The following is a 25,391-nucleotide window of genomic DNA, read 5'->3' on the forward strand; positions in this document are numbered from 1 at the left end:
TCCATAATTTCCATAGTGGTTTTTACCCACTACAGATATTATAGAGCCAAAATAAGAATCATGTCACCTAAACTGATGACATGATTTTTTTTATTTCGTCGTATAAGCAAAACTGATGGCACTATCTGCTTGAGAGATTTTTCTAAAGGTATAGTTAGGGTTGCCACCATAGTTGGTTTCAGAAACTAGAAAAGAACCATCATCATAGACCTTCTCGACAAAAGCCACATGACCATAGTCTGCTGGTGTCCCATGTGTACCTCCTACAAAAGAAACAATAGCACCTGCTCTTGGTGTGGAACCCGTTTCTCCACCAAGACTTGAAGCTGTCGCAACCCAGTCCTGACCATTTCCCATGGTATTAATGATTGAAATCTTTTCTCCATTTCTACCTTTTAGCTTTAATCCTAACTGATTCATACGAGCCGCAACACCCCATGTACATTGTCCATAGGCATAGGCCATACCATCTCCACCACCAGGAACAGAATGATCATACAAGTCCCCACGAACCCCTTCAAGGGATTGCGGGTCACTTTTTGCCTGTCCTCCATTTGTTTGGCTAAAACCTTTTTCAATTTGGTAATACCATTCCGTTGCCCTGGTTTGTCTTTCCAGTAGTTTGTCACCAGAATTTCCCTCCCAATAGGTAAGGAAGAGTTGGGCGAGATTGGCTGCACTGCCCGTATTTCCAAAGAAATCCTTTAACCAACTTTGATAGTAAGGACTATCCCCATGAAGCATAAAATCAAGTTGGAGGTCTAAATCATACCATTTCTTATTTTTGGCATGTGCATAATTCAACAAGGCTGTATGACGTGTTGAACCATCTGCTGTATCCGTCCATTGACCTAACCCCAAACCTCTATGAAGGATATTAGGATAAGCACCACTATAAATGGCTGGCCCTCCTATCGCTAACCAGCTTTCATCATCCCATGAGGAATCGGTAGCGCCAACAGGAGGAGATAAATAATCTCCCTCAGCTCGTTTAGGATTGATAGAAGACTCTACCGACCAATTTCCTAAAATAGCCGCAATGGCTTGGGGACTTGCCCCTTGAGATTTCAAAAACTCATAAATATGTTTTGCTCGTTCAAACTCATCCCCACCAAACTGACCAATGGCGGGTAAGATAGTTGTCTGAAGTTGAATGACTTTTGGAAAATAAAATTGCGGATTGACATACACCAATTTTTCTTTCTTGTTCTTATACTTTTGATAGGAAACTTTCAAACCTGTATCGTCTGGTGTTTCACCAATAATATCACCCGTTAGGACTCTTGTCCCCTCAATCGCACGGCCATTATGAATAGAATACAAGGTCAATCGACTCTCATTCTCTCCTTTTCCGTTAGTGAGAATAACATTGTCGCCATCTAGAGATACAACTCCATCCATTGGTGCGACAATTGTTTGGTAAGCCTTCGCTTCTAGTAGAATGTACTCCTGAAGAGTAGGTTTTCCGTCTAAATCATAGTATCCATAACGATAAGTCATGGTTAGACTATCTTCGTTGCTTTTCCCCTCAAATGGATTGTCCAATTCCTGCATGGAAGCATAGACACCCTCTTCTTTTAGTTCTTTTAGTTCCTTTATTTCCTCTTGATCGTCTTTCGAGAGTTTATACTTAGGAGTTTCATAGAGGTCTTGCATTGATTTCAAATCATCCCCATCGTTTAAATCATGCCACAAAGTAGACAGATAATCCTTGTAAGTTTCTGAACTAAATAAGTGAACTGGTTTGTGTAACTCATGGTCATGGAATTTAAAGTTCATATACCCCATCACATCATCAACTTTTGTGTAATAAGTAATTCCTTTGTCATTTGTGCGAGTATGTTCTACATCTTCCCAAGTTAGGTGGGTATAAGCTTTTGTTAATTCAAATTCATCTTGTTGAATCAAACTAGCAGATGAAAATCCTAAAAAGAAGCTCATTATAAGTAAAAGAAGAAAGACTATTCCTCCAACTATCCAGGTTACAGGATTTCCAGCCGCAAATGTAAAGAAGGAAAAGGCTACTTTTAGTTTTTGATAGATATTTCGGACACTTGTAAGACCTTGTTTCTTTAATTTTCGAAACCGATTTTTAAGGGAACTTGGGTTATCTTTCGATAGTTTCCATCCTTTTCCATCCTTAAAATGATGGTATCGCTCTTTTGTGTTGGTCAGTCTTTTCTTGCTAAAACGACCTGTTGCTTGTCCTGTTTTGACACTAGCTTTTCCAAGGTTATAAGAAAGGCGACTGTAGTGTTTTCCTTTTCTAATTGTCTCTTGAAGTGTGCGATAGCCTTCTAAATCTTCATTATCTGAAGCTAACTCTCCACCTTCACGTCCAAGGACATAAAGAAAAGTTTTGGCTTTCCTACTGACTTTTTTGGACTTATAGGCTTGTTTAGTAGATTTTAGATTCTCTTTTGCGGCCTTGACTTCTTTCTTAGCTTTTAATTCTTCTAAACTCTTCCCTTGAAAGAAAAAATTAGATTTATGTTTCGATTCCTGACCGTAGAAAAATTTTTGATTGGTTTTTCTTTCTTTACGACTCTCTTTTCTTTCTTCTTTTGCTTCTACCTTGGCTTCCTTAAATTGCTTCTTGGCTATTTTCAATCGTTTCCTAGCATGAGGCAATCGTCTGTCTCTTAGTTCTTTGCGATTTAAAAGAGATGGAGGACTATTTTGAAGAATATGATTGTAGTCTTCATTTGCTTGTTTTACTCTAGCCTTTGAAGCTTCTCTCATCTCCTCTGACTTTTCCTTTATCTCTTTTTTCCATCTTTTTTCATCCAGTACAGCGGAATCTTTTTCTGTTTCCTCACCTCCTTCTTTCCTTGTTTCAAGAATTTCTTCTCATCTTTTAGACTTCTTCTAAATGCTTTTCGGGCACGTATAATTTCTCTTTTATCCTTCATTTACCTTCCCCTTAATTAGAAGCCATTTTATCAGGATCCGTACTCATGATATCAAACAATTGAGTACCTTGAGGAATCTTATTTTTAAAGGGAACGACAACTGAACCAGCTTTTATCAGTCCTGCCCCTTTTTCTGGATTGACTAGGTATTTTTCGAGTTCTTTTGACAAACCTAAGAGTTGAACTAGTTCTTCTCGGTCATTTTTTGCTTGCTTGAGGAGAATCATAAATTCACTATTTGCAATAATCCGTCTACCATTTGGATCTAACAATAAGGTTTCGACGTTTTGAGTTATTCCAGTCGGACTAGCTCCATATTTTCTGACACGACTCCACAATTTAAAGAAGAAATCACTGGCATATTTATCTAGTAAGAGAAGCTGCATTTCATCAAAATAAATCCAGGTCTTCTTCCCTAATTTTTGATTCCGAACAACACGATTCCATATCTGATCAAACACTACCATGAGGGCGATTTGTTTCAGCTCATCTCCTAACTTTTTAACATTATAGATTAAGAAATTGGATCCTGTCTGAATATTGGTCTTATGAGAAAAAATATCAAGAGAACCTTCGACATAAAGTTCCATATCAAGTGCCAAGTTCTGCGCTTCTTCTTCTGGTTGTTGGCTCAAGACAAAGACCCATTCTTCCAGAGAAGGCTCTTTAAATGACTGATAGGTGAGTCTGGTGACTCAGTCGATAATCGATTTTTCTCTTCCATCCATTTTTCTATCCAATAACTTGCCGATAAAGGATAAAAGAAATTCTGATTTTACCTTTACAGGATCTTCATCCATATTTTCCTCAGACAAGTCAAGGACATTGAGATAAGTTTGGGAATCGGGCGCAATATCAATCATTTCTCCACCAAAAGCTCGTCCAATAACACTGTACTCTGCTTCTGGATCAACGATAATAATTTCGGTATTTTCACCAGATTCCTTGATTTTGGTCGTGATGATTTCATGCTTGGTTGCCATCCCTTTACCAGCTCCAGATGTTCCTAAAATTAGACCAGACGGTGTATTTAATAGGCTACGATCAATGGTAATAATATTGCTTGAGATTTGATTGATACCATAATATTTCACACTACGGTCTTGTAAATCTACTGAAGTCCATGGAGAGTTCACTGCTACATTGGACGTTAATAAACTCCGTGATATCCCCTCTAAAAAATCACAACCAAATGGCTGCAAACTATTAAAAGCTGCTTCTTGCAAATATGGAAGTTTATCAATCATTAGGTCATTTGATCCGGCCACTTGTTGAATCGTGTCTAGAGCTTGTTTGAGTTCTTCTTCATCCTGACCAAAAACACCAATCAAGAAGACTGTTTGAAATAGTCTATCTCTTGTCTCGGTCATGGTTTTTAAGAGTTCCTCAGCTTCATCGATATTGCTTTCTAAAACATGGCCTACTTTTTCTAAATAGATACCTGTACGAGCAAGTTTTTGTTGTTCCCCAATCTTTTGGGATTCCATCAAGGTTTTCTTCGTTCGTAGTTTCTTCATAGCATCTGCCTTGGTCGAACTTTGAGCATGAAGGCTCACTATCAATTCCAAATCTCCTTGCATGAGGTCTCGGATAAACTGATCACCTAATTCCATGCCGTAGTCTCTCACATAGACAATCTGCAATAAGCGGTCATTGATTTGTAGGTAATTCTTGTTTTTGAAATCTAAGAGATTAGGCGCTATGAAGTGACGAGTTGTCTGACCAGATCTCGTTAAATCACGGTAAGAAAAAGGAAGATGGTGTTCTCCTCTAAGCATATCCGCCAACAAGTTGACACGGTCTTCTCCAGCCAAGGATTCAAAGCGAGCATCAATTTCTGAGAAACCACTCTTGAAATATTCTCCTATTTGGGACAAGGAACGATAGGCTTGTTTAGGATTAGAATCCTTTCTACCAAAGCTAATCAGTTTCACAGCTGAAAAGTTATTTTCACCACTGTCTAAATTCTGATTCATCATCCGATTCAATTCTTTACGATAGGTATCATATCCATCTTCTTTTTCCTCATACAAAACACTCTGCCTAAACTTTTCTAAATTCAATCTTTTATTAAAGATGGTCAATTGGAAGTTGGTTTGATCATCTAAAGAGTTAATCAAATCAGAATACTTCTCAATGATTGCGCCCTTATCTTCTAAACCAACAGTTTGGTAATTGACATCACCAAGTAAATAGCTTTGTGAGAAATAATCTTCTTTTACCTGCATCAGACCATTTTGATACAGAGCTTGATAGGAAAGTGTATTAGCCGTAGAGGGTAACACTTCCTCTTTTTTCCCTTTAACTTCTTCCTTTTTATTAGTCATTGAAGTTTTTTGTTTCTTTAATGTATTTGATTTTCTTTTCATATTCAGATCCTTTCTTTCCTGTAATTGTGCGTAAGGGAACCGTTAGTTCAAAATGAAGACGGTATTTCAAATAATGTTCAAAATATAAATCATTGGGTTTATAGACTCCAAAAAGCATGAGGGGGATGGTAAAAGCAAACACAAAACCGTAAACAAACCAATCTCCAAATTGCCAGAAAAAGAGATTCAAGCCCAAAACAATAATTGTGACAATAAAGGCTGGTAAAACAAAGATGATTTGCCTTGTAGTGAAGCCTAACCAAGCCCTGTGTTGGTATTTTGAGATGTCTTTAAAGACACGTGTATTCATGACTTTCCTTTCTAAAAAGGCTAAGAAGCAATCACTTCCTAGCCTTTATCTAATTACATACCTAAGATTGAGCGAGCCGTACGTTGAGAACCAACGAGGGCAATAATCAGTAAGATAGCTTGTACCAAACTACCAAACATAATTGCAAGTGATTGCAGGACTCCTGCACCATTTGAAACAGCTATTTTCCCAGCAGATTCAAACAAAGGAACAAGAGAAACAATCAGAAAAATGAGAACCACTTGTACCGCATAAACCATAATATTTTTTAAATAGCCAATACCAATAGACTTCCATTCATCACTTAAAAATGTTGGAATCGTAAGAGGGGCAAATGGAATCATAAGGTAGAGTTGAATAAATCGAATAGATACCAAAAGATTAACCATGGCTGCACTTACTATCCGAACAAGCCAAATGAGGAGGGCGAAAAAGCCCACAATCATCCGGCCAATAAATCCTGAACCTTTTAATCCAGAGATTGTATCATACTTTGCCCCACCGTGAGCCATAATCGAGGCCACTTGTTCAATGGCGTGACTCGCAATCCCGATGATAGCTTCTACAATAACGGTAGTATTGGTAATTACAACTGCGACCATAATATAACTAATCAACATCGGCGCTAATGCTTCAAAGGTCATCGCTCCACCTGAGTTAGCAATTTTCTTTGCCATCTTCGAAAATTCTAAGATGAGAACAACTGATAAAATCGCAACTCCAAGAGGCTGCATGACGCTTTTAGTAATACTAGACATATAAGTCCAAACTGTTGGATTGTAGCTAGATAGAGATTTAATCAGATCTACCGTAGATTGTAAATCCACATTAAATCCTTCAAATAAATTTTCAGCTGATATTTTTTCAGATGCAAGGTAAACAAAGGGTGAGACTAAACTAAGATTCATGTCATTGTTTATCCTCCCAAATTGAAATTTGAGTTACAAAGGCTCCAGCAGCCCCGACCATAACACCACCGACAATTTCAAGAATGGCATTCCGAACACCTGGTCCACCATCTTTAATATTGGTTGCAAGATTGACAATCCCCACAACAACGAGAAAGGCACCAACGGCAATCAATTCCTTCTGCAACAAAGACATAGCTTGTGCAAACATAGCACTTGCGTCTACTCCATAAACAAAACCTTTAAAATGCGTAATCATCTATTTCCTCTTTTCTATTTTTATTTTAAACTAGATTCAAAAGTTAAATCACGGATTCTAAGGCCTTCAAGATGATTTTCTTGGCTTTGATTTAAAGGATTGATTTGATAGTTCCACCACCGTTCATCGCTTTCTTGATTGGCTAGGTATTTCCAGTTTGGATGCTTAATGGAATTGTACTTTTTACTTTTAAAGACAGGCATATTGGCAATTCGAACCAAGCATTCATGACGTTTCATATTTCCGACTTCATCGGGTGTCATTAAATCGCGAGCAATCTTTTGATGAGAAAGGGATCCTGAACCTGTCTGGCCAAAGGAACGACTAGTATTTCGAACATCAATGGTTTGTTTACCGAGTAAGCCACTCATAAATTTAAAGGTATCTTCATCGTTACCACCTAAGTAGACTAAGCTATCACAGTTCCCCAAAATGGTTTTCCAAGCTTCTTTTTCTTTATAGAGCCCTTGAAGTTGGGCAATATTTTGTAGAATAGGAACGAGACTCATATTCCGAGAACGGACTGTTGAGGTTTGTTCAGTAAAATCTGGGATTTCTCCAATATTTGCGAATTCATCTAAGTAGACTCTCACATGAAGAGGTAATTGACCCTTAAAATCAATATCTGCTTGTCTTGTTAGGGTTTGAAATACGGTTGAAAAAAAGAGGGCTGAAAGAAAGCGAAAGGTACTATCGTTATCTGGGATAACTAAGTAAACCATTGATTTTTCCTGTCCCCATGTCTTCATATCAAGGGTATCTCTTTTGGTCAAATCCATGACACTTTGAATATTGAAGAGGGCAAATTTAGCAGTGGTTACAGCTATAACAGAATCCAGAGTCTTATCCTTATAATTTTGGAAATCTGCCCAATTTCGCATGGTAAAATTTTCAGTTCCATACTTTTTAGCATAATTTTCAAATAGAATTTCTAAGACCTTTTTTCTTGGTTTTCACCCTTGGATAAGTGTTTAATGAGTTTTGAGATTTCAGCAAAACTTGGATAACGCCCTCGTTTTTTTCGCTCTTCCACTTCTTTTTTTTGACGTTTCAACAAGTTTTGGTATTCTGTTTGACTCAAACGACTCTCTTCAATGAGCTGTTCTCTTGTTTTAGGTGGATTATAGAAATCGACCAAGTAAGAGGCTAAAGCTCGAACCAAAGTCATAGAAGCTTCATCCCAAAATGGATCACTTCGGGAGCCAGAGCCTTTGGTGTTATTGAAATAAACTGTCAGCATGCGATTCAAATCATTTTCTGTCTCTATATAGCGAAAAGGATTGAAGCCATCTGAGTTCTTCATATTGACTAAATCTAGCACCTTTACTTGGTAGCCATGTTCTAAAAAGAGTTTGCCTGTTTTTTCGGCCAAGTGATCTTTAGGATCCACTACAATATTAGAACTATTCATTTGAATCAGATTGGGTTTCACAAAGCGAAATGTCTTCCCACTTCCTGAACCTCCGATCACCGCAATATTCTTATTTCTATCATATTGAGGTGGTTTTTTATCTAATAATGTCAAACGAACATCTTGTGCTAAAATCGTATCATGAGAAAATTCCTTACCGTAAAAGAGCTTCTTTTCTTTTAGAGTTCCAAAACGGGCGCTCCCGTATTCTACCCCTTCTCGGTATTGTTTTTAACCAGTCTCTAGATAGAGATAAACTAGTAACATCATCACAAAGCCTAGTAGAAAAAAGCACTTGATTTTCCAGTAAAGGAAACATTCCATGGCGACTGAAGAACTTCATCTTGACCTTCCATCAGAAGATGAGTCCATTTATCTAAGGTATTTCCAGTATAGGAATCATACAAAAGCGTCAAACGATGAAAAAGATAGCCTAGTAAGATACCTAACAGTGAGAATAGTAGGAATTTCTTTCCACTGTACATCATCTCACCATCTCTTTCTGTTTGACGGCCCCTTCTTGTCTAAAGGTAATTTGAGATTTAGCCTCATCAATTGCATCGTCTAATGACTTATCCATGGTAAAATCAGCTAATTTCTCCGGATCATTAACCATTTTTTCTAACAGATAATCTAAATGATTGTCTAGAATCGAACGGTCTTTCGTGTAGAAATGCAGAGAATCCCCTTGCCAAGCGATGGCTAAAGGAATCTCTTCTTTTTCTAAAAAAGCTTTAAACTTCTCTATATCAATTGGTTTGTCTAAAAAATCTTTTTTCAGATTAATTGTATCAATCGAATAGGGAGATTGTAGCAATTCTTCTAATTTCTGCACCCCTATCTTATAGGCGGAATCCTGTTCTAAAGCCTGACGTCTAGACCATTCTAGAATCTTTAAAAGACTTCTTACAGTAAATAAAAGAGTACGCTCAGCATATTGAACTGCCATTCGTTCCTGTTGTTCAGAGAACATCTGATGCCTCCTTCTTCACAAATAGCAATTTTCCTTCTTTATAACGATAAGCTATCAATTTCTGATGTTGCTTAATCGACTTGACAACCTGCAGTAGATTTCTCGAATAAGGTTCTCGAAGAGTGACTTCTACTGCCTTCCCATCAAAGATACCAACTCTTTTAAATTCAATGTAGTCTTTTTTGAGATGTCCTAAGCCCATACCAAAGGGACAGTGATGAATCAATTGGATGGTACAACCACCCTTATTTCCCATTTGTTTCAAATCATACAAGTTTACTACCTTCATGATTAACTCCTTTATCTAGTTTGTCGCATCGTTTAAGTCTGGTAACGATAAACTCCGTGTCTGTTAGAAAATTCTCACACACGTCTTGTGCCAGTTGCCCTTCACAGGGAAATACTCTCAGTCCCTACTTACACAGGCACGCTAATCAAGACGGAGTGGATTCAATTTTCAAAGAACAGGTAACTTTATTATAGATAAGAGTAGTTGAAATTTTTATCACATTTTTGGAGTTATTGGAATAAAAAAAGCAACTCACTGCTTTACTAATGAGTTACTTTTGTACTAAAATATTTGTTGCATAATTTCCCTAATAACCTGAACAGAGTTATCAAATGAGATATCTTTAGCATACTTAAATTGGCGTTGATAACGAATCCATAGCTCTTTCTGATAATCAGAAATTTCAATTCCTCTCACTTGTTCTTCCCAATTATAAATAGTATCTTTACTTTTACGTTTTTCTGCCGTTTTCTCAAGTGCATTTTTTAATACTTCTAGATTAATCTCTTCTTTTCTAAGTTTATATAAGGTGAAAAGATCATATCGATCACGTGGGCGTGTCGAAGCTAATCCCCTACTAATGTGATCGTTTCTAACTTTTCAGCAAGTACAGTCTCTATATTATATGTCCATATCTTGATGCTTTCATTAGTAAAGATAGAAGTCATTGAATAAGTAATTTCTCTTGGTGTGATCTTATCACCAGTAGTAATATCAATAAAAACAACCTCCTTTAATGTATCAAAAGTTGCATTTAATTTTAATGAAAATCCTCCATATTCATCATCTTGGCGAATAGGTTCTAGCTTATCTACTGAAAATGAAAATCCATCAGTTTTAGAACAAAGAATCTCTTCAAAGATATGAATCAAATTTTCTCTGCTCATTTCGGTTCCCTTCAGAGTGACATCTAAATCCATTGTGGTTCGCTTATCTAGTCCAATCATTTGACCTATTAGATACCCTCCTTTTACAATGAAGGAATCTCTATAAGAACTAGTAGAAATCAGCTTTAACACTTGCTCAATTAAATAATGTTGTTGTACTTGTTGAGCTGGAATTCCCTTATCTTTTGAAATGTTTTTGATTTTTGCTTTAAAGCTATTGGCATTTGAAAATATTAAGATAGTACCTCCGTATAAGATTGTAACTTATCAGTTACTTTAAATAGCTGGGCATAATAAAATAATTTGTGTAAATGAATTTTATTTTGTTGAAAATATTTTTTAAACGCTGGTGCAATAATTTGAAGATCCACCTGATGAACTGGTCTTAGACATTCAACCAAAACTCGTTCAACTTCATAAACTTTAATAAATTGACCAGGAAGGCGCTCTATTTCAATAATTCCTTCACTATAGTGAGAGCGTAAAATAATAGGACATATATCTGCTTCCTTAATGTTTTTGGTATTCGTACCATAAGGAAAACTCATCGTCATGTTAGAAGGGATAGTCAAAGATAAACCATGTAACCAAAGTGCTGTCTCCAAAGAAAAGATTCCCTTTGGAAATCGATACTGAAGGACAAACCACTCATCTAAATAAATATCAGGTAAGCGATATAACCCTTTTTCTTCAGCATCGATTTTTCCTTCTGCAACCATTTTTAATAAGGTTTTGTAGTGTAAATTTTCATCTATTACTTGTTTAAAAGTTAAAAAACCATACTGATTGAAAGAGTTCATCAGTTTCTCTCTTTTATCAACCATATCATTCTCCTTTCTTAGAAATAAAATGCTAACATCTTCTATATATGTTAGCATTTTATTTCTTTAAAATCAATTCATTTAGTTTTTTATTTCAAAATTAATCCATACGTAAGACAGACTAGCTATTATTAAAGAAAAAATAAGACATAGACTGATAGGTTCCACACCAAATGTAGCCCCATACTACCCCATAAATCAGATTTATAATGCACCATCCCTAAAAACATTCCAAGTGAAACATACAAACACCAAGCGAGAATGGTTCCTGGATGATGAGCTAATGCGAACAAAACACTTGTCAAAGAAACTCTGATATCTAATTTTCTGATTAACTTTCATAAAATTTCTCGATACAGAAATTCTTCAAAAATACTCACATTTGTTAAGAAAAGAATAGTGATGTAATCATGATTTCAATTTTTAAATCATGATGGCCATTTCACCTTTCTTGCCTTAACTGGCTTAAATCTAATCTTATTAATGAGTCTAAGCTCTATTTCTCTACAATCTGTAACGGAGGTATCATTGATTTTAAGGCTTCTTGGAAAGTATTGATTACCTTGTTCACGTGATAGTTCTACTGTATAACTAATACCATTACTTAATTTAAAGACTACAAAATAAATATGATCTCTTCTAAATCGGCTACCAACTCTTCTATTCAAAATGCCATCAGTTGTATAGAATTTACACTCCATTACATGTAACATTTGATAAAGCAACAAGGTTCCAACTATTTTGAATTTATTTTCGTTGAACCAACCATTATCAGCTTTATTCAGGCTTTCCAATGTCCAATCATCTTTTAATCCTTCAAAAATACTCCCAGCATTATTAGTTGGTAAATTAACATGATGTTCTCTAGATAATCCTAATAGATGAGGAATGGAGGAGTTTGGGACTGATAGAATAATTTCAGGACAGTTCTCCATATTTGTCTGATAAATATATTTGTACTGAGAAACATTTTTCTCAATAGTATTGGCCAAGCAATTCATCTTAATATTGAGAATATCAATCTCTCCATCAAAAGTCTTTAGCCATTCCAAAGTATAAGTCATTTGAATTTTCTCATAAAAAAGAGAAGGAAGCTCCTGCTTCCTTCTCTCCCACGTATTGAGTTTCACCTCACGCTAGATATGCCCTATCTATTCCTCAAGGGTAGGCAGTCCTGCTATTCTTTTTCTCAACAAACAGTCTAAACTGAGAGCGGAGCCCACAGGCGGGTGCAGACCATATCCACTAGCCCACAAGTAATTATATCATTTAATTACCTTCATTATACGCAATTAGTCCATATTTGTCAACAATTAAATTCATTATGAATATCTAAAAATCAGGTCCGTAACTTCTCAAAGTAACTTCCATCTCTCTCCCAAAACTGGAAGTTAGTTTTAGAAGTTACCTTTTTTTGAAAAGTTTGTGTTTGTATTTTGGCTTGATTTTCGAATCAAAAAGAGAGAATCAAGTTGATTCCCTCTCTATGTTAGTTTTTACTTATTTTCCCTATAGGAAAGCTAGGATCTATTAAAAAATTCTTTATTCTGTGAACTTCCCCATCTTTCAATAAATAGAATCCCCACTAACAAAAGGATAATCAGGCAAGGAAGTAAGACCATCCCCATGCTCCAATTTAGATTGACATTATCAATTTGCTTAGGTAGTCTTCCAGATAAAATCTCTACTGAACGCAAGTAAGTAAAGGGAATTAGATGGGCAATACTCTGAAAAGGCTGGATCGTTTGGATACCAAACAACAAGCCAACAATTCCAATGAGTGAAAGAAAGAGGACAGGCATTTTTTGCTTGAAAAAGTAAGTAATCAAGTAGACGACTTCCACAATGACGATAAAGGCTAAGAAAGCTAATAACAAGCCAGGAAATAATACATCTTGTATCTTTCCAATAGTTACCTCTTGATTCGTTAAGCTATAAATCGGGTAGGGATAATCTAACTGCCCAAAACCACTTATCAGGCTTCCCACTAGAAAAGAAAAGCCGCTGATTCCGATAAATAGCACGGTTACATAGCTCACCCCAACTCCCAGAGAGGACATTGCAAATGTCACTTTTGAAAAAGGATATAACTGAGCTGTGTCAAGATTATTTTGATATCTTTCTGTAAATAGTTGCGTTAACATAAAAATAATAGCAATCACAAACAAGCTTGGGATGATAGCCTCTAAAATCCAGACAATCTGATCAATCCCGTGGGTCGGATAATCTAAATTGTGTGCTTTTATATTCAAGGGATATAGGGCTTGGTAAATCTTCCGTTCGCGGTCAACCGCCATTATTAAGTCAGAGCTAGCAGTTGGGTCATTTGATACAAATTCATAATTCTTCTCTTCATCTTGCCACTGCAAATAGTAGGCTTCTTTCCAGTGTCCTTCTTTTAATAAAGTCAGAATTTCTGTCTTTCGCGTCAAAAGATTTTTTTGCACGTCTAAATCACTTTTAGCAATTTGGTATTCCTCCGAGCTGGTGTCAGAGATTTGGGAGAGCTTCTCTTCATTTTCATTGATAGCTCTCTCGTTGGCTGTAATACGACTTCCCAACCTGCTCTCCAAGCTGACCGAGTTTGCAGTCTGGCTATTAAAATAAAAGGTAACACCGAGTACAGATACAAATAAAGCTAAGACAATCCAATTTAAGCGACTTTTAAAAACTTTTTTCAATAAAAATAGACTAACATCTTTCATAAACTAAACCTCTTCTATCTGTCCCTGACGAATGGTTACTATTCTATCGCAGACATCAACCAACTCTTCCTTATAGTGGGAACTTAAAAGAACCAGCTGCTCTTGTCTATCGATTTGTGCCAGTCTATCAAAAAATTTCTGTCGATAATACTCATCTAAGCCATTTGTAATCTCATCCATGAGCCAACATTTCGCCTGACTAAGAAAATACATGGCAATAACCAAGCGTTGCTTCATGCCTAAGGAATACTTGCGAATGGGAAGGCTGATGTAATCAGACATTTCCCAGTAGGCGATTTCATCCCTCAAGTTCAGGTCTGACTGCCAGATATTTTTTATAAGGCGAAGATAGTCCATCCCACTTAAGTTTCCATACAGCCATTCAACGCTCTCATAATAAAATAAAGAAGGAGGGACTGCGATATTTCCACTACTTATAGGAATTAAATTGCTAATGGCTCGGAACAGAGTCGTCTTTCCCGAGCCATTGATAGCAAGAAGGCCATAAATACTGCCCTTTTCAAATGTGAAATCAACATCTTGTAAGATGACTTGTCGCGTTTTTAAGGTCACATGAGTAAGCTGCAACATATCTTGCCCTCCTTTTTATCACTCTTTAAGGATTAATAGCCTCCTCTGTAACGGTTTACTACCTCATAACGATCGTAGTTCCAGCCTCCGCCAACTATATACTCAGAATAGCTATAATAACGAGACCATTCCGGAATGACTTTATAACTATGTGCATGGTAATTCATACTAGTCTTATAGTAGGTATTCCAATCATACCGATAACTTTTAAGAACGGTCTTAGCAGAAACACTGGACTGAAAAAGACCAACAGATAACAAACTAGCTAATAAAACAACTTTTGCTGATTTTTTCATGGCTTCCACCTCGCTAATATATTTACTTCCGAAAGCGCTTTAATTATATCATTTTTTATTTGTTATGCAATAGTTTTTTTGATCCGAAAAGTCTCACACTAAACGCTAGCAACTGGAATTTACTCTAAGACGACTCTGTTTTAGGGCTATTTGTCGTGCACTTTTTTCTGAGTCTTTTCACTTTTGAACCCTTATATATCAAGAAAAAGAAAATCAGTGGAAGTTAGTCTAAGACGAATTTCCACTGATTTCACGCATTTTTCTCATACTAAAAGCTAGGTTGTGGGAAACTGGAAGTTAGTTTTAGAAGTTACCTAAAAATCTGGTCACCTATTTTAAAATAGCAGCAAACTATAAACTAGTAGGTTCCACACCAAATGTAGTCCCATACTGCCCCATAAGTCCGATTTATAGCGCACCATCCCTAAAAACATCCCAAGTGAAACATACAAACACCAAGCTAAAATGGTTCCTGGATGATGTGCTAAGGCAAATAAAACACTTGTCAAAGCAACTCTAATATCTAATTTTCTAACCAAGTTCCATAAAATTTCTCGATACAGAAATTCTTCAACCATACTAGCATTGATTAAGAACAATAAAAATGAAAACCAAGGAACTTGATTTCGAAGGCCAATTAAGTTTGCTTGATTCGTGCTTTCTTGAGCATGAATCAGACTAAAACATAGACTTATAATCAGTAGGCTAACGAATCCAATACTAATCCACTTTATCCTAATTTTCATATTGACCTTGGCCACTTGTTTTCGTTGACTATACATCCATAAAAAAGAAATGAGTGACACACCATAGAGAATCTGTAGTATAGTTAACTCACCGATACAAAGAAATTTAAGTAAGTATAGAGATACCAATAGAACATTTACTTGTTGAAATATATAAACTGGAATTATTCTTTTCATAGTTACCTCCGAAATAAATCTTCATAATCTAAATCTAATACCTGCACAATCCTTTCTACCCATGGACTTTGAGGCATTCGTTGTTCCATCTTATAGTGACGAATCTTTTGATACAAACGATTCAATTCACTTGGATAGTGAAACTCTCCCGCAAACATTTTTCTGGTTAACTCAATCCAGCTGATATTTCTTTCAGCCAAAATAATGGACAAGTTCTCCCAAAATCGTTCAGCCATATTTCTTCTCCTTCAGTTAGATAAATAATGTGTTTGTGCCATGTAAATCAATTGTTTCGTATCTCTTGGCAATAAAGCTCTAGCCTCTTCCAAATTCAGATTTGGATAAACCCGCTTATTTGAAACCGCTAGAGGAAGTCTGATGGTTAGTTCAGGATTTTTTAAGATCATCTCAACGAAATCCGTTAATCTTAGATTGTCATGGTTCTTAAATCGTAATAAATTGGGAGATAAAAACTCAAAACAATCTGAAGAATAGCTCATCATCTCAATTAATTTGTCCTTTGTCATTTCAGAAACTGAATGACAAGATACCTCGATGCCATAGTTTTGGAAGAAGTCTAAAAGAAGTTGATTTCTTTGGCTATTTTTACTTAGATAGAGATCAATCATGGGAGACCTCCCAAAGATTCGGTTCCATTTGATATTCTGAGACTATTAAGGAATCTAATAAATTTGCGAAATTAATCGGTTTCTTGTCTTCATCATAAGCTTTTACAGTTACTTGGGTTGTAAGTATTCCCTCTTTTCCCTCGGCTCGATAGCCTTGTCCATATAAAACAAAAACAAGATTTTGATGATCATCTACAAAGGCATCAGCTCCGTTCTTTATATCTTGACTTTCAAGGAATTCCATAACGTTTTGAAGATAAGATTCGTAAAATAGGGGGTAGTTGTGTTTTTTATGATAATCATCTAAAAATGTCACTTCAAACTCACATGGATAATTGGGCATCAAAAATAATTGTTCATCCAGCTGTTTAATTTCTGCATCATGTAATTCTGTTTCTAATTCATCACAATCTAGTATTGATTCTTTATTTAATGCTTTCATCTTTTTCCTCTACTTCTTTTAATTTCTTTGCGATTGCGGCAATCACAGGAACGGTTACACTATTACCAGCTTGTTTATAGAGCTGACTATTACTAGAGACTTTTCTAGCAGCTTCAAAAACCCAATCAGGAAAACCCTGCAAGCGAAAACATTCTTTAGGAGTGATTCGTCGTATCCTCAGACGGTAAAATTGTCCATCTATTAAGACACCGGCTACATGATAAATTTGTTTATCTTCTCCTTCATAACTAGCAACTACTACTCCCATTTGTCCACTAGTTGTTAACGTATTAGCTATACCTTTTCCAACCCTACCACGACGATACTGAGAACTTGGTCTTTCCAAATTGATTGAATCTCCTATTTGTGCTTGAGCATATCCTTTTTTAGTTGCCTCCCGGACTTTTAGAAATTGGATTGGTTCTGGAATCAGTATTTTGGGGATTTTATCTCCACCTTGCATCGTAGTCAGTGTTGGAGATAACCCCTCACTTCCATAGACACGACCGGTCTCCTTAAAGCTAGTCGGTAAATCTCCAACAACGACAATGCCATGACGATCTTGAGTATTTAAAGTAAACATTGGCTCTTGATTATCCTTAAATCGTCTACCATTTTGTCTTTTTTCTAATCTGTCTGGTGTCATACAAGGAATCGCAACCTTAAATCCTTCTCCTTTTCCACGAACTAAGGTTGGCGCAAGACCTTCTGAATAATAGACTTTACCACTCATTCCACTTTTTGATGGATTCAAATTCCCTAGTGTTTTTAAAGTCTCAGAGTTAGTTGCTTGACCTTCTCGTCTGAAAGGAAATAGGAGTCTGGTACCTTTCTTTCTAGAATGTCCGATAATAAACACCCTCTCTCTGTTTTGGGGAACGCCAAAATCCTTACTGTTAAGCACCTGCCACTCAACATCAAACCCCAACTCATCAAGTGTGGTAAGAATTGTGGTGAACGTCCGTCCCTTATCGTGATTGAGTAGGCCTTTAACATTTTCAAGAAAAAGAAAACGTGGTTGGATTTGTTTGGCCGCCCGAGCAATTTCAAAGAACAAAGTTCCTCTAGTATCTTCAAATCCCAATCGTCTTCCTGCGATTGAAAATGCTTGACAAGGGAATCCCCCACAGATGACATCGACTTTCCCTCTAAGTTTTTTTAAATTCGTCATCTGAAACATCTCGTATGTCATGAAATTCTATTTCTCCTTCCGTTTGAAAAATGGACTTATAAGATTCTCTAGCAAATTTATCAATCTCACAAAATCCAATACACTCGTGTCCGACACTTTCCATTCCAAGTCGAAAGCCACCGATACCTGAAAATAAATCAATAAATCTCATTTCTTGATCACCCCTTTCTTATCGACTATCATTGCCAGAATTGTCACTCCACTTGAAATGACAATGAGCATAACTAATATCCACTCGATTGGCGACATTTAACCACCTCCTTTTCTAACACGGTTATTCCAAACAGAATACAAGCCGTTAAACACAAATTCAGCAAGCACTTCCGCACGTCTAACAAAGCGAACATTGTCAAGAGCACACTGATAGATTCTCTCAAAATCAGTCATAGCAATTTCACTGGCTGTTTCAGAAAAACCCTCTCGTCTAAATTGATCTTGCACCAATCCCCAAATATAATCTCGATCATATTTTGTGACCTTTTCTACTTTTCTTTTCAAGATAGGTTGAGTATTCCTATCCTCCTCATCCTCACTAAATAAAGAATCAGTCTCACTATATTTAGTCTCACTAACTTCAGTCTCACTAGGGGCTGAATATGAGACGGGGGCCGTTTCATTTTCAACCTGCCCTAGTCTTTTTTTAACACTAGTCCTGTCAGAAATAGATACTGGGGTAGAAGATAATTCCCCTAAATAAATCTTATTAGCTAGTCTTCCTTTCTCACTTGAAGACTGTTGAACTTCATCAATTAAGTCATATTCTTTAAGAGTCTTTTTGATGGACAGTAATTTGGACTTCGAACAACCTAACAGCCTCATCAGTTTAGAATTAGAAAATACTAAATAGACCGCGCCTTCTTCATCTATCCAACCACGATTGAGAGATAATTCTAGACGATCTTTTAAAATAGAGTAAGCCACCTTTACTTCTAGTTTCATATCCATATATTTCTCATCTTCAAAAAGAATTTTAGGTAATTTATAATACCGTTCTGAAGTTTGGTATTGATTTGCGGTAATTCGTTTCATAGCGCTCCTCCAAGTTCTTTGAGTATTAAATCTCCACTTGATTCCAATAGAATCAAGCCACTTTTTTCTAATTCAGCCATAAGAGATATGGCTTCAACAATGTCAATTCCCATTTCACGTACTAAAAATGAAATGAAATGACAATATAGCGTGATGATTGTAATTCTTTTGTCATTTTCCCTCCAGAAAATAAAAAAAGGAGAACAATATTCAACTGTTCTCCAAAATAATTTTATTAAAAATAAAAACCCTGCCAAATTAATTTTTGGTAGGGTTTTTGGCAGGAAACTAAATTAATTTATCAGTTTCTAAAATGTGTTCACGATTCTAAAAGGCTGATACTATAGTATTCCGAATTCTAATTGGTATATGCCTCTTATTTAAGAGTAACTGAAGCTCCAGCTTCTTCCAATTTAGCTTTGATTTCTTCAGCTTCTGCAGTTGGAACGCCTTCTTTGATGACACCTGGTGCACCATCAACAAGTTCTTTAGCTTCTTTAAGTCCAAGACCAGTGATTTCACGTACAACTTTGATAACGCCAACTTTTTTGTCACCAGCAGCTGTCAACTCAACGTCAAATGAGTCTTTAGCAGCACCAGCGTCAGCAGCACCAGCTGCAGCAACAGCTACAGGAGCAGCTGCAGTTACACCAAATTCTTCTTCGATAGCTTTTACAAGGTCGTTCAATTCAAGGATTGAAGCTTCTTTAATTTCAGCAATAATGTTTTCAATGTTCAATGCCATTGTTATTTCCTCCAAATAAGTTTTAAATTTTATAATAATTTTTCCGTAGCTAGGCTACGCCGCGTAGCTTAAGATTAAGCTGCGTCTTCTTTGTTGTCTGCAACCGCTTTGACTGCAAGAGCAACGTTGCGCACTGGAGCTTGAAGTACAGAAAGGAGCATAGAAAGAAGTCCTTCGCGGTTTGGAAGAGTTGCAAGAGCAACGATTTCTTCTTTAGATGCGACAGCGCCTTCGATTGCACCACCTTTGATTTCAAGTGCTTCAGCGTTTTTAGCAAAATCGTTCAAGATTTTCGCTGGTGCGATAACATCTTCGTTAGAAAATGCTACTGCAGATGGTCCAACAAATACTGATGCAAGATCTTCAAGACCAGCTTTTTCAGCTGCACGACGTAAGATTGAGTTTTTAATGACTTTATACTCAACTTCGCTTCCACGAAGCTCACGACGAAGAACTGTATCTTGCTCAACTGTCAAACCACGAGCGTCTACAACGACGATAGATGCAGCAGCTTTCATTTTTTCAGCTACTACGTCAACTAGTTCCGCTTTTTTAGCAATAATTGCTTCACTCATTAGTGTGTTCACCTCCGTAATTATTTTGCTTGGGGAATTTTTCCAAAAGAAAAACGCGCCCAAACCTAGACACGAAAGTACAATACGCTTCTTTTTACATGATACGTTTTGTCCTCGGTAGGATCTTTATGAGTCGAGCTCCCCTACTGTCTTAGGCAGTTTTTTCAAACCGTATATAAGTATAGCATAGACAAAAAAAGAATGCAAGATTTTTGCAAACTTTTTTTAAATTTTTTTAAATCTCTACTGTCAAAACTTTGCCTTGCTTAACCACCTGTTCTCCAGCGATATAAACATCATCAACATCACTGGATTTGACAGCATAAACCAGATGAGAGAGCATATTTTTCTGAGGTTGAAGATGGATTTTTCCTTGTGGTTGAATAACGAGAAAATCTGCCTGCTTTCCGACTTCTAGACTTCCTATCTGCTTTTCCATTCCTAGAACCTTAGCTCCTTCGATTGTCAGTGCCTTAAGGGCTATCTCGATTGGAAACTGGCTGGCATCTCCACTCTTCATTTTCTGTAAGAGAGCTGCGGTCCGTCCTTCCTCAAACATATCTAGATTATTATTGGAAGCAACAGAGTCAGTCGCAATTCCGACTGCTACTCCTGCTTTTTGCAGTTGGATGATTGGAGCGATCCCTGAGGCCAGTTTGAGGTTACTAATAGGATTGTGGGCGATAGCCACATGAGAAGTTGCCAAGCGTTCAATTTCTCTCTCGTTTAACTCAACCCCATGAGCAAAAACAGACGGATGATCTAAGTAACCTAGTTCTTCAAGAAAGGCGAGGGGGCGTTTGCCGTAACGTTTCAGGATAATTCCTGATTCCTCCTTGGTCTCCGCCACATGGATATGGATGGGAATGTCCAGCTCTTTTGCCAGTTCTAAGCTTTCTGCCAGTAAATCTTTACTACAGCTGTAGGGAGAATGAGGGGCTACCATAACCTTGAAATTTGGGTTTTCATATCCTAAGATTTCTTCTAAAATGGATCGTGTTCTGCTTATAGTCTCAGCAGTTGTTTCTGCCTCTGAAGAAAAGAGGGTCGGTGAGAAATAACAACTCATCTTGGAAGCCTTAACTGCCTGATAAATTTGCTCAATATCCACACCATTGGGATTATACATATCGTTGAAGCTTGTTGTTCCTGACTGGAGCATCTCTGTCAGAGCTTCTTTGACTGCCTTGGTAGTCATGTCGGGAGTAAATCCTGCTTCTGCAGGCCAGATATAGTCATTGAGCCATTCATGGAGATTACTATCATCCCGAATCCCTCGCAAGCCTGTCATAGCAGAATGGGTATGGCAATTAACCAAACCAGGCATGATCCAGGCTCCCTGATAGTCTATAATCTGCTCAGCTTGTTCTAAAATCTCTGGCTTCTCTTGACCGACATAGACAATTTGGGAGTCCTTAATGGCTAAGATACCATCCAAATAAACATGGAAATCTTGGTCACAAGTCACGATATTTACATGCTGATAGACTTTCATTATTTTCTCCTTCTAAGACCATGATTTTTCTAGCTATTGTAACAAAAAAGTCACCCGAAGGCAACTTTTTTCGTTCATAAGATTTTAAAATAGAAAGGATTATTCAGAGCTAAAAGCCGCAGCTTTTTGCATTTGGTAATACTTGCCCTTTCTAGCCATGAGGTCATGATGGTTACCATGCTCAACAATGTCACCATCTACCAAGACAAGAATCAAATCCGCATCCTGAATAGTTGACAAACGGTGAGCAATGATAAAGCTTGTACGTCCCTTCATGAGTTTAGCAAAGGCATCCTGTACTAGCACCTCTGTCCGTGTATCGATGGAGGAAGTCGCCTCGTCTAAGATAAGAATCTTGGGAATAGCTAGAAAGACTCGGGCGATGGTCAAGAGCTGGGCTTGGCCGACAGATAGTGATTCTCCTGCATTTTCCAACTTAGTATCATATCCCTGTGGTAACTGTTGGATGAAAAAGTCTGCATTGGCTGCCTTTGCAGCAGCAATCACTTGCTCCCGATTGGCATCAGGATCTCCAAAGGCAATATTATCATGAATGGTTCCTTGCTTGAGCCAGGTTTCCTGGAGCACCATGCCAAACTGCTGTCTCAATGACGCTCGGGTATAGTCGTAAATGGAACGACCGTCTAGCAAGATATCTCCCGAGTTAATAGGATAAAAACGCATGAGGAGATTGATAAGAGTTGACTTACCAGCACCTGTCGGACCAACGATGGCTACCTTGCTACCAGCTGGGATATCGATGGATAAGTCCTTAATCAAGATTTTTTCTGGATGGTAGCCAAAAGAAACATGCTTAAAGGAAATAGCTCCCTTGACTTGGTCACTGGTCAATACTTCCTTACCTGTTTCAGCTACCTCAGGACTTTCTAAGACAGCATAGACGCGCTCTGCGCAAGCGAGAGCACTTTGCAATTCGGCTAGAACAGAAGAAATATCATTAAAGGGCTTGGTGTACTGTTGGACGTAATTCAAAAAAGTCACTAAACGTCCGATGGTCAAGGTGGACCCCATCATGATTCGATAAGCTCCTACTCCAGCAAGAAGAGCATAAATGAGTGCGTTGACAAAGCGAGTTGAAGGATTAACCGTTGATGAATAAAAGATGGCTGACTGAGAATAGCCTGCATAGTTGGCATTAGCCACATGCAGTCTTTGGATAAACTCTGTTTGAGCATTGAAGGACTGGATAATAGTTTGCTGGCTAAGAGACTCTTCAATCAACTGAGTCTGAATTCCTCTCGTCTCCGTTTGCTTCTGGAAGAGGTGATAAGATCTCTTGGCAATAAAGCGTGAAATCACCATGGACAGGGGCGTCAACAGCAAGACCAAGAGGGTCATGAGGAGATGAATTTGGAGCATGGCTAGAATACTAACCAAAATCATCAAAACACCAATGAAAAATTGATTGAAAATCATGGTTAAGCCGGCTGCCAGCTGTTCTATGTCTGTGGTCACACGACTAACCATCTCTCCACTGCCCTGCCGATCCACAAAAGCAATCGGTAACCGATGGAGCTTATGAATGATTCTCTCTCGCAAGTCTTTGGTATAAGAGAAGATTAGACGATTATAAAGAAGAGGATTGGCCCATTGTACCAGTGTATTTCCTATAACCACCAAGATCATCTGGATAAAAATCTGCCAAAAAACTGGTGAAGAATCAGCTACTAGGACCTGGTCAATGACCTGCCCAATCAAGATAGGTAGGTAGATCGATAAAGCAACTTGGGCAATAGTTCCTAGAAAGGCAAGGAAAAGGAGAAAAGGATGGCTTACTAAATCTACGGCTAAACGTTTGAGCGTCTGGTTTGCGGTTTGTCGTCTCATGCTAGTCCTCCTTTCCATGTTGAGATGCATTGATTTCGCGATAGACTTGGCTAGTTTTCATCAAGTCCTCGTGATTGCCAACAGCTAGGAGCTCACCTTTTTCCAAAAGGAGAATCTGGTCAGCTATCTGAAGTGTCGAAGTCCGTTGAGAAATCAAGATTAAGCTCGTATTTGGCAGATTTTCTCTAATAGCTTTCAAGAGCTTTGACTCGGTGATGGTGTCGAGGGCCGAGGTCGCATCATCTAGGATGAGAAATGGAGCTTGACGCAAGACTGCTCGGGCAATAGATAGCCTTTGTTTTTGTCCGCCTGAGAAATTTCGCCCTCCTCCCTCAACTAGGGCATCCAAAAGTCCTTCCTTTTCACTGACAAAATCCTTAGCTTGCGCAATCTCCAAGGCCTGCCAGAGTTGCTGGTCAGACACTTCTCGATTGAAACCCAAAGTCAAGTTGGAACGAATAGTTCCCTTAAAGAGTTCGACCTTTTGGGGCACATAGGCAATCCAAGACCGCCATTGCTCAAGATTACGAGGACTACGTCCATTTCGATAAAGATCAATACTTCCCTTGTCTGCCGGATAAAGACCAAGTAAGACTTGCACCAAGCTTGATTTACCAGAACCAGTTCCTCCGATGATACCAAGGATTTGCCCTTGCTTCATATCAAAGGAAATGTTTCTCAGAGAAGGCTGGGCGGCATCAGGATAGGTAAAGGTTAATTCTTGGACTTGTAAAACATTATCGCTGGTAGCTTGTTTTTGTTCTAATTCTGAAAAAATATCCTCTGGAGCCTCGTCAAAGACTTCCTCGATTCGCTTGGCTGAGATGTAGGACTGGTTGAGGGAATTGATCAGCATGGCGAGCTTAACCAATTCCACCAAGATTTGCAAGAGATAGTTGATGAGGGCAATGAGGGCACCTTGACTGAGTAAACTTCCTTGAATTGAAATATAGCCCTGCCAGATGATGACGAGAAGAGTTCCATTAACAATCAGATAGGTCAGAGGTGTTAATAAACTAGACCAGAAGCCTGTTTTTTCTTGCAATCTAGCATAAACTTGGTTAAGAGTTTGAAAAATTTGTAACTCTCGTTTTTCCTGACCAAAAGCACGAATAACCCGCATGCCTTGCAATTGCTGGCGCGTTTCCTGAACCAGCTGATCCGTTTTCTTTCTGAGACTGCTGTAGAGAGGATTGACAAGTCTAGATAACCCGACAATGACAATCGTCAAAATGACAACCATAACTAAAAACCAGAAAGTCAGCTCAGCCGAGATGCGATAGGCCATAAAGATAGCCCCAAAGACGATAATAGGCGCTCGCAAAAAGAGGCGCAGGAATTGATTGATCCCAGTCTGTATCTGGTAGGTATCCGAAGTCAAGCGGGTCACCAAGCTAGAAGTTGTCAAACGATCTCTGCTGTTCTTGGGTAGGGAAAGAATATGACGATAGAGGTCGTTTATCAATTCCTTGGCGAATCCAACCGCTGCCTTGGCTGAGTAAAACTGGGCTATCAAGGCCACTAAAACGCCAATCACTGCAAAGATAAGGAGCAGGCCAATCTGCATCCAGAGGTGTCCTTGATCTCTCTGGGGCAAGGACTGGTCAACAATCCCAGCAATCACCATGGGAACCAAGAGTTCAAAAACAGCTTCTAGCAGCTTGAACAAGGGTGCTAGAATCGACTCTTTGATGTAGGGTTTGAAGTAAGATAGTAAGTGTTTCATAAGTCCCTTCTATTCTTATTCTGGAAATGAAGAAAGTGGGAAGCGCCCACCCTCTC

At 37.9% G+C, this 25,391-nt stretch carries 24 protein-coding genes, 4 pseudogenes and 1 other annotated feature; all 28 genes and pseudogenes read right to left on the bottom strand.

The genetic code is table 11. The annotated features are described in order from the left end of the window. Positions 1-90: 90 nt before the first annotated feature. Positions 91-2,742 (bottom strand): phage tail tip lysozyme, encoded by a 2,652-nt coding sequence (locus Q4A91_RS00570; RefSeq protein ID WP_368389521.1) that lies wholly within the window; start codon positions 2,740-2,742, stop codon positions 91-93. 17 nt (positions 2,743-2,759) lie between these two features. Beyond that, entirely contained in the window at positions 2,760-2,912 is a 153-nt protein-coding gene (locus tag Q4A91_RS00575) for a hypothetical protein (RefSeq protein ID WP_303204011.1), read from the bottom strand. Positions 2,913-2,923: 11 nt separating this feature from the next. Continuing rightward, positions 2,924-5,281 (bottom strand): annotated as a pseudogene (locus Q4A91_RS00580) (VirB4-like conjugal transfer ATPase, CD1110 family). Beyond that, positions 5,232-5,591, bottom strand: a complete 360-nt coding sequence (locus Q4A91_RS00585; protein ID WP_254753779.1) for a PrgI family protein — start codon at positions 5,589-5,591, stop codon at positions 5,232-5,234. The pseudogene Q4A91_RS00580 and the gene Q4A91_RS00585 overlap by 50 nt, the downstream one beginning before the upstream one ends. Positions 5,592-5,644: 53 nt before the next feature. Continuing rightward, the gene (locus Q4A91_RS00590) at positions 5,645-6,499 is read right to left on the bottom strand and encodes a type IV secretion system protein (protein ID WP_303204012.1); all 855 of its coding nucleotides are present in this window, start codon (positions 6,497-6,499) and stop codon (positions 5,645-5,647) included. 1 nt (position 6,500) lies between these two features. Next, positions 6,501-6,758, bottom strand: coding sequence for a hypothetical protein (locus tag Q4A91_RS00595; protein WP_303204013.1), 258 nt, complete (start codon positions 6,756-6,758; stop codon positions 6,501-6,503). Positions 6,759-6,778: 20 nt separating this feature from the next. Continuing rightward, positions 6,779-8,654, bottom strand: a pseudogene (locus Q4A91_RS00600) (VirD4-like conjugal transfer protein, CD1115 family). Further along, a complete protein-coding gene (locus Q4A91_RS00605; RefSeq protein WP_303204014.1) occupies positions 8,654-9,142 on the bottom strand; it encodes a hypothetical protein in 489 nt (162 codons plus the stop codon). Before Q4A91_RS00605 ends, Q4A91_RS00600 begins: the two are co-directional and overlap by 1 nt. Continuing rightward, entirely contained in the window at positions 9,132-9,431 is a 300-nt protein-coding gene (locus Q4A91_RS00610) for a hypothetical protein (RefSeq protein ID WP_303204015.1), read from the bottom strand. Before Q4A91_RS00610 ends, Q4A91_RS00605 begins: the two co-directional genes overlap by 11 nt. 282 nt (positions 9,432-9,713) lie before the next feature. Beyond that, positions 9,714-10,552, bottom strand: a pseudogene (locus tag Q4A91_RS00615) (nucleotidyl transferase AbiEii/AbiGii toxin family protein). Continuing rightward, positions 10,552-11,142 (bottom strand): type IV toxin-antitoxin system AbiEi family antitoxin domain-containing protein, encoded by a 591-nt coding sequence (locus Q4A91_RS00620; protein WP_075567408.1) that lies wholly within the window; start codon positions 11,140-11,142, stop codon positions 10,552-10,554. The pseudogene Q4A91_RS00615 and the gene Q4A91_RS00620 overlap by 1 nt, the downstream one beginning before the upstream one ends. A 128-nt stretch (positions 11,143-11,270) precedes the next feature. Continuing rightward, positions 11,271-11,444 carry a CPBP family glutamic-type intramembrane protease gene (locus tag Q4A91_RS00625; RefSeq protein ID WP_368389522.1) on the bottom strand — a complete coding sequence of 58 codons (174 nt, stop codon included), beginning with the start codon at positions 11,442-11,444 and terminating at the stop codon, positions 11,271-11,273. Between the two features lie 123 nt (positions 11,445-11,567). After that, the gene (locus tag Q4A91_RS00630; RefSeq protein WP_303204017.1) at positions 11,568-12,203 is read right to left on the bottom strand and encodes a hypothetical protein; all 636 of its coding nucleotides are present in this window, start codon (positions 12,201-12,203) and stop codon (positions 11,568-11,570) included. A 456-nt stretch (positions 12,204-12,659) separates the two neighbouring features. Beyond that, positions 12,660-13,844 (bottom strand): hypothetical protein, encoded by a 1,185-nt coding sequence (locus Q4A91_RS00635; RefSeq protein WP_303204018.1) that lies wholly within the window; start codon positions 13,842-13,844, stop codon positions 12,660-12,662. A 3-nt stretch (positions 13,845-13,847) separates the two neighbouring features. Next, positions 13,848-14,435, bottom strand: coding sequence for an ATP-binding cassette domain-containing protein (locus Q4A91_RS00640; RefSeq protein WP_303204019.1), 588 nt, complete (start codon positions 14,433-14,435; stop codon positions 13,848-13,850). A gap of 32 nt (positions 14,436-14,467) precedes the next feature. Continuing rightward, positions 14,468-14,731: a hypothetical protein gene (locus Q4A91_RS00645; protein ID WP_303204020.1), complete on the bottom strand. Its 264-nt coding sequence runs from the start codon at positions 14,729-14,731 to the stop codon at positions 14,468-14,470. A 335-nt stretch (positions 14,732-15,066) separates the two neighbouring features. Continuing rightward, positions 15,067-15,654 (bottom strand): CPBP family intramembrane glutamic endopeptidase, encoded by a 588-nt coding sequence (locus tag Q4A91_RS00650; protein ID WP_303204021.1) that lies wholly within the window; start codon positions 15,652-15,654, stop codon positions 15,067-15,069. Between the two features lie 2 nt (positions 15,655-15,656). Then, on the bottom strand, positions 15,657-15,890 hold the full coding sequence (locus Q4A91_RS00655) for a hypothetical protein (protein ID WP_000840776.1): 234 nt from the start codon (positions 15,888-15,890) through the stop codon (positions 15,657-15,659). A gap of 12 nt (positions 15,891-15,902) precedes the next feature. Further along, positions 15,903-16,283 carry a hypothetical protein gene (locus Q4A91_RS00660; protein WP_303204034.1) on the bottom strand — a complete coding sequence of 127 codons (381 nt, stop codon included), beginning with the start codon at positions 16,281-16,283 and terminating at the stop codon, positions 15,903-15,905. Further along, a complete protein-coding gene (locus Q4A91_RS00665; protein WP_303204035.1) occupies positions 16,276-16,725 on the bottom strand; it encodes a hypothetical protein in 450 nt (149 codons plus the stop codon). Before Q4A91_RS00665 ends, Q4A91_RS00660 begins: the two co-directional genes overlap by 8 nt. Then, positions 16,709-18,068: pseudogene (gene dcm, locus Q4A91_RS00670) on the bottom strand (DNA (cytosine-5-)-methyltransferase). Before dcm ends, Q4A91_RS00665 begins: the two are co-directional and overlap by 17 nt. 98 nt (positions 18,069-18,166) lie before the next feature. After that, a complete protein-coding gene (locus Q4A91_RS00675) occupies positions 18,167-18,946 on the bottom strand; it encodes a replication initiator protein A (RefSeq protein WP_303204036.1) in 780 nt (259 codons plus the stop codon). Next, entirely contained in the window at positions 18,943-19,203 is a 261-nt protein-coding gene (locus tag Q4A91_RS00680) for a hypothetical protein (protein ID WP_303204098.1), read from the bottom strand. The genes Q4A91_RS00675 and Q4A91_RS00680 overlap by 4 nt, the downstream gene beginning before the upstream one ends. 119 nt (positions 19,204-19,322) lie before the next feature. Continuing rightward, complete coding sequence (gene rplL, locus Q4A91_RS00685) at positions 19,323-19,691, bottom strand: 50S ribosomal protein L7/L12 (RefSeq protein ID WP_001196964.1); 369 nt, start codon at positions 19,689-19,691, stop codon at positions 19,323-19,325. Positions 19,692-19,765: 74 nt separating this feature from the next. After that, on the bottom strand, positions 19,766-20,266 hold the full coding sequence (rplJ, locus tag Q4A91_RS00690; protein ID WP_001287274.1) for a 50S ribosomal protein L10: 501 nt from the start codon (positions 20,264-20,266) through the stop codon (positions 19,766-19,768). A gap of 38 nt (positions 20,267-20,304) precedes the next feature. Then, positions 20,305-20,440, bottom strand: a sequence feature (ribosomal protein L10 leader region). Positions 20,441-20,501: 61 nt separating this feature from the next. Continuing rightward, positions 20,502-21,761 (bottom strand): TRZ/ATZ family protein, encoded by a 1,260-nt coding sequence (locus Q4A91_RS00695; protein WP_303204037.1) that lies wholly within the window; start codon positions 21,759-21,761, stop codon positions 20,502-20,504. 99 nt (positions 21,762-21,860) lie between these two features. Further along, complete coding sequence (locus Q4A91_RS00700; RefSeq protein WP_303204038.1) at positions 21,861-23,609, bottom strand: ABC transporter ATP-binding protein; 1,749 nt, start codon at positions 23,607-23,609, stop codon at positions 21,861-21,863. A gap of 1 nt (position 23,610) precedes the next feature. After that, a complete protein-coding gene (locus Q4A91_RS00705; protein WP_303204039.1) occupies positions 23,611-25,335 on the bottom strand; it encodes an ABC transporter ATP-binding protein in 1,725 nt (574 codons plus the stop codon). Positions 25,336-25,391: the final 56 nt, after the last annotated feature.

It is taken from the genome of Streptococcus sp. (genome assembly GCF_030528045.1).
In the GTDB taxonomy this organism is placed as follows: domain Bacteria; phylum Bacillota; class Bacilli; order Lactobacillales; family Streptococcaceae; genus Streptococcus.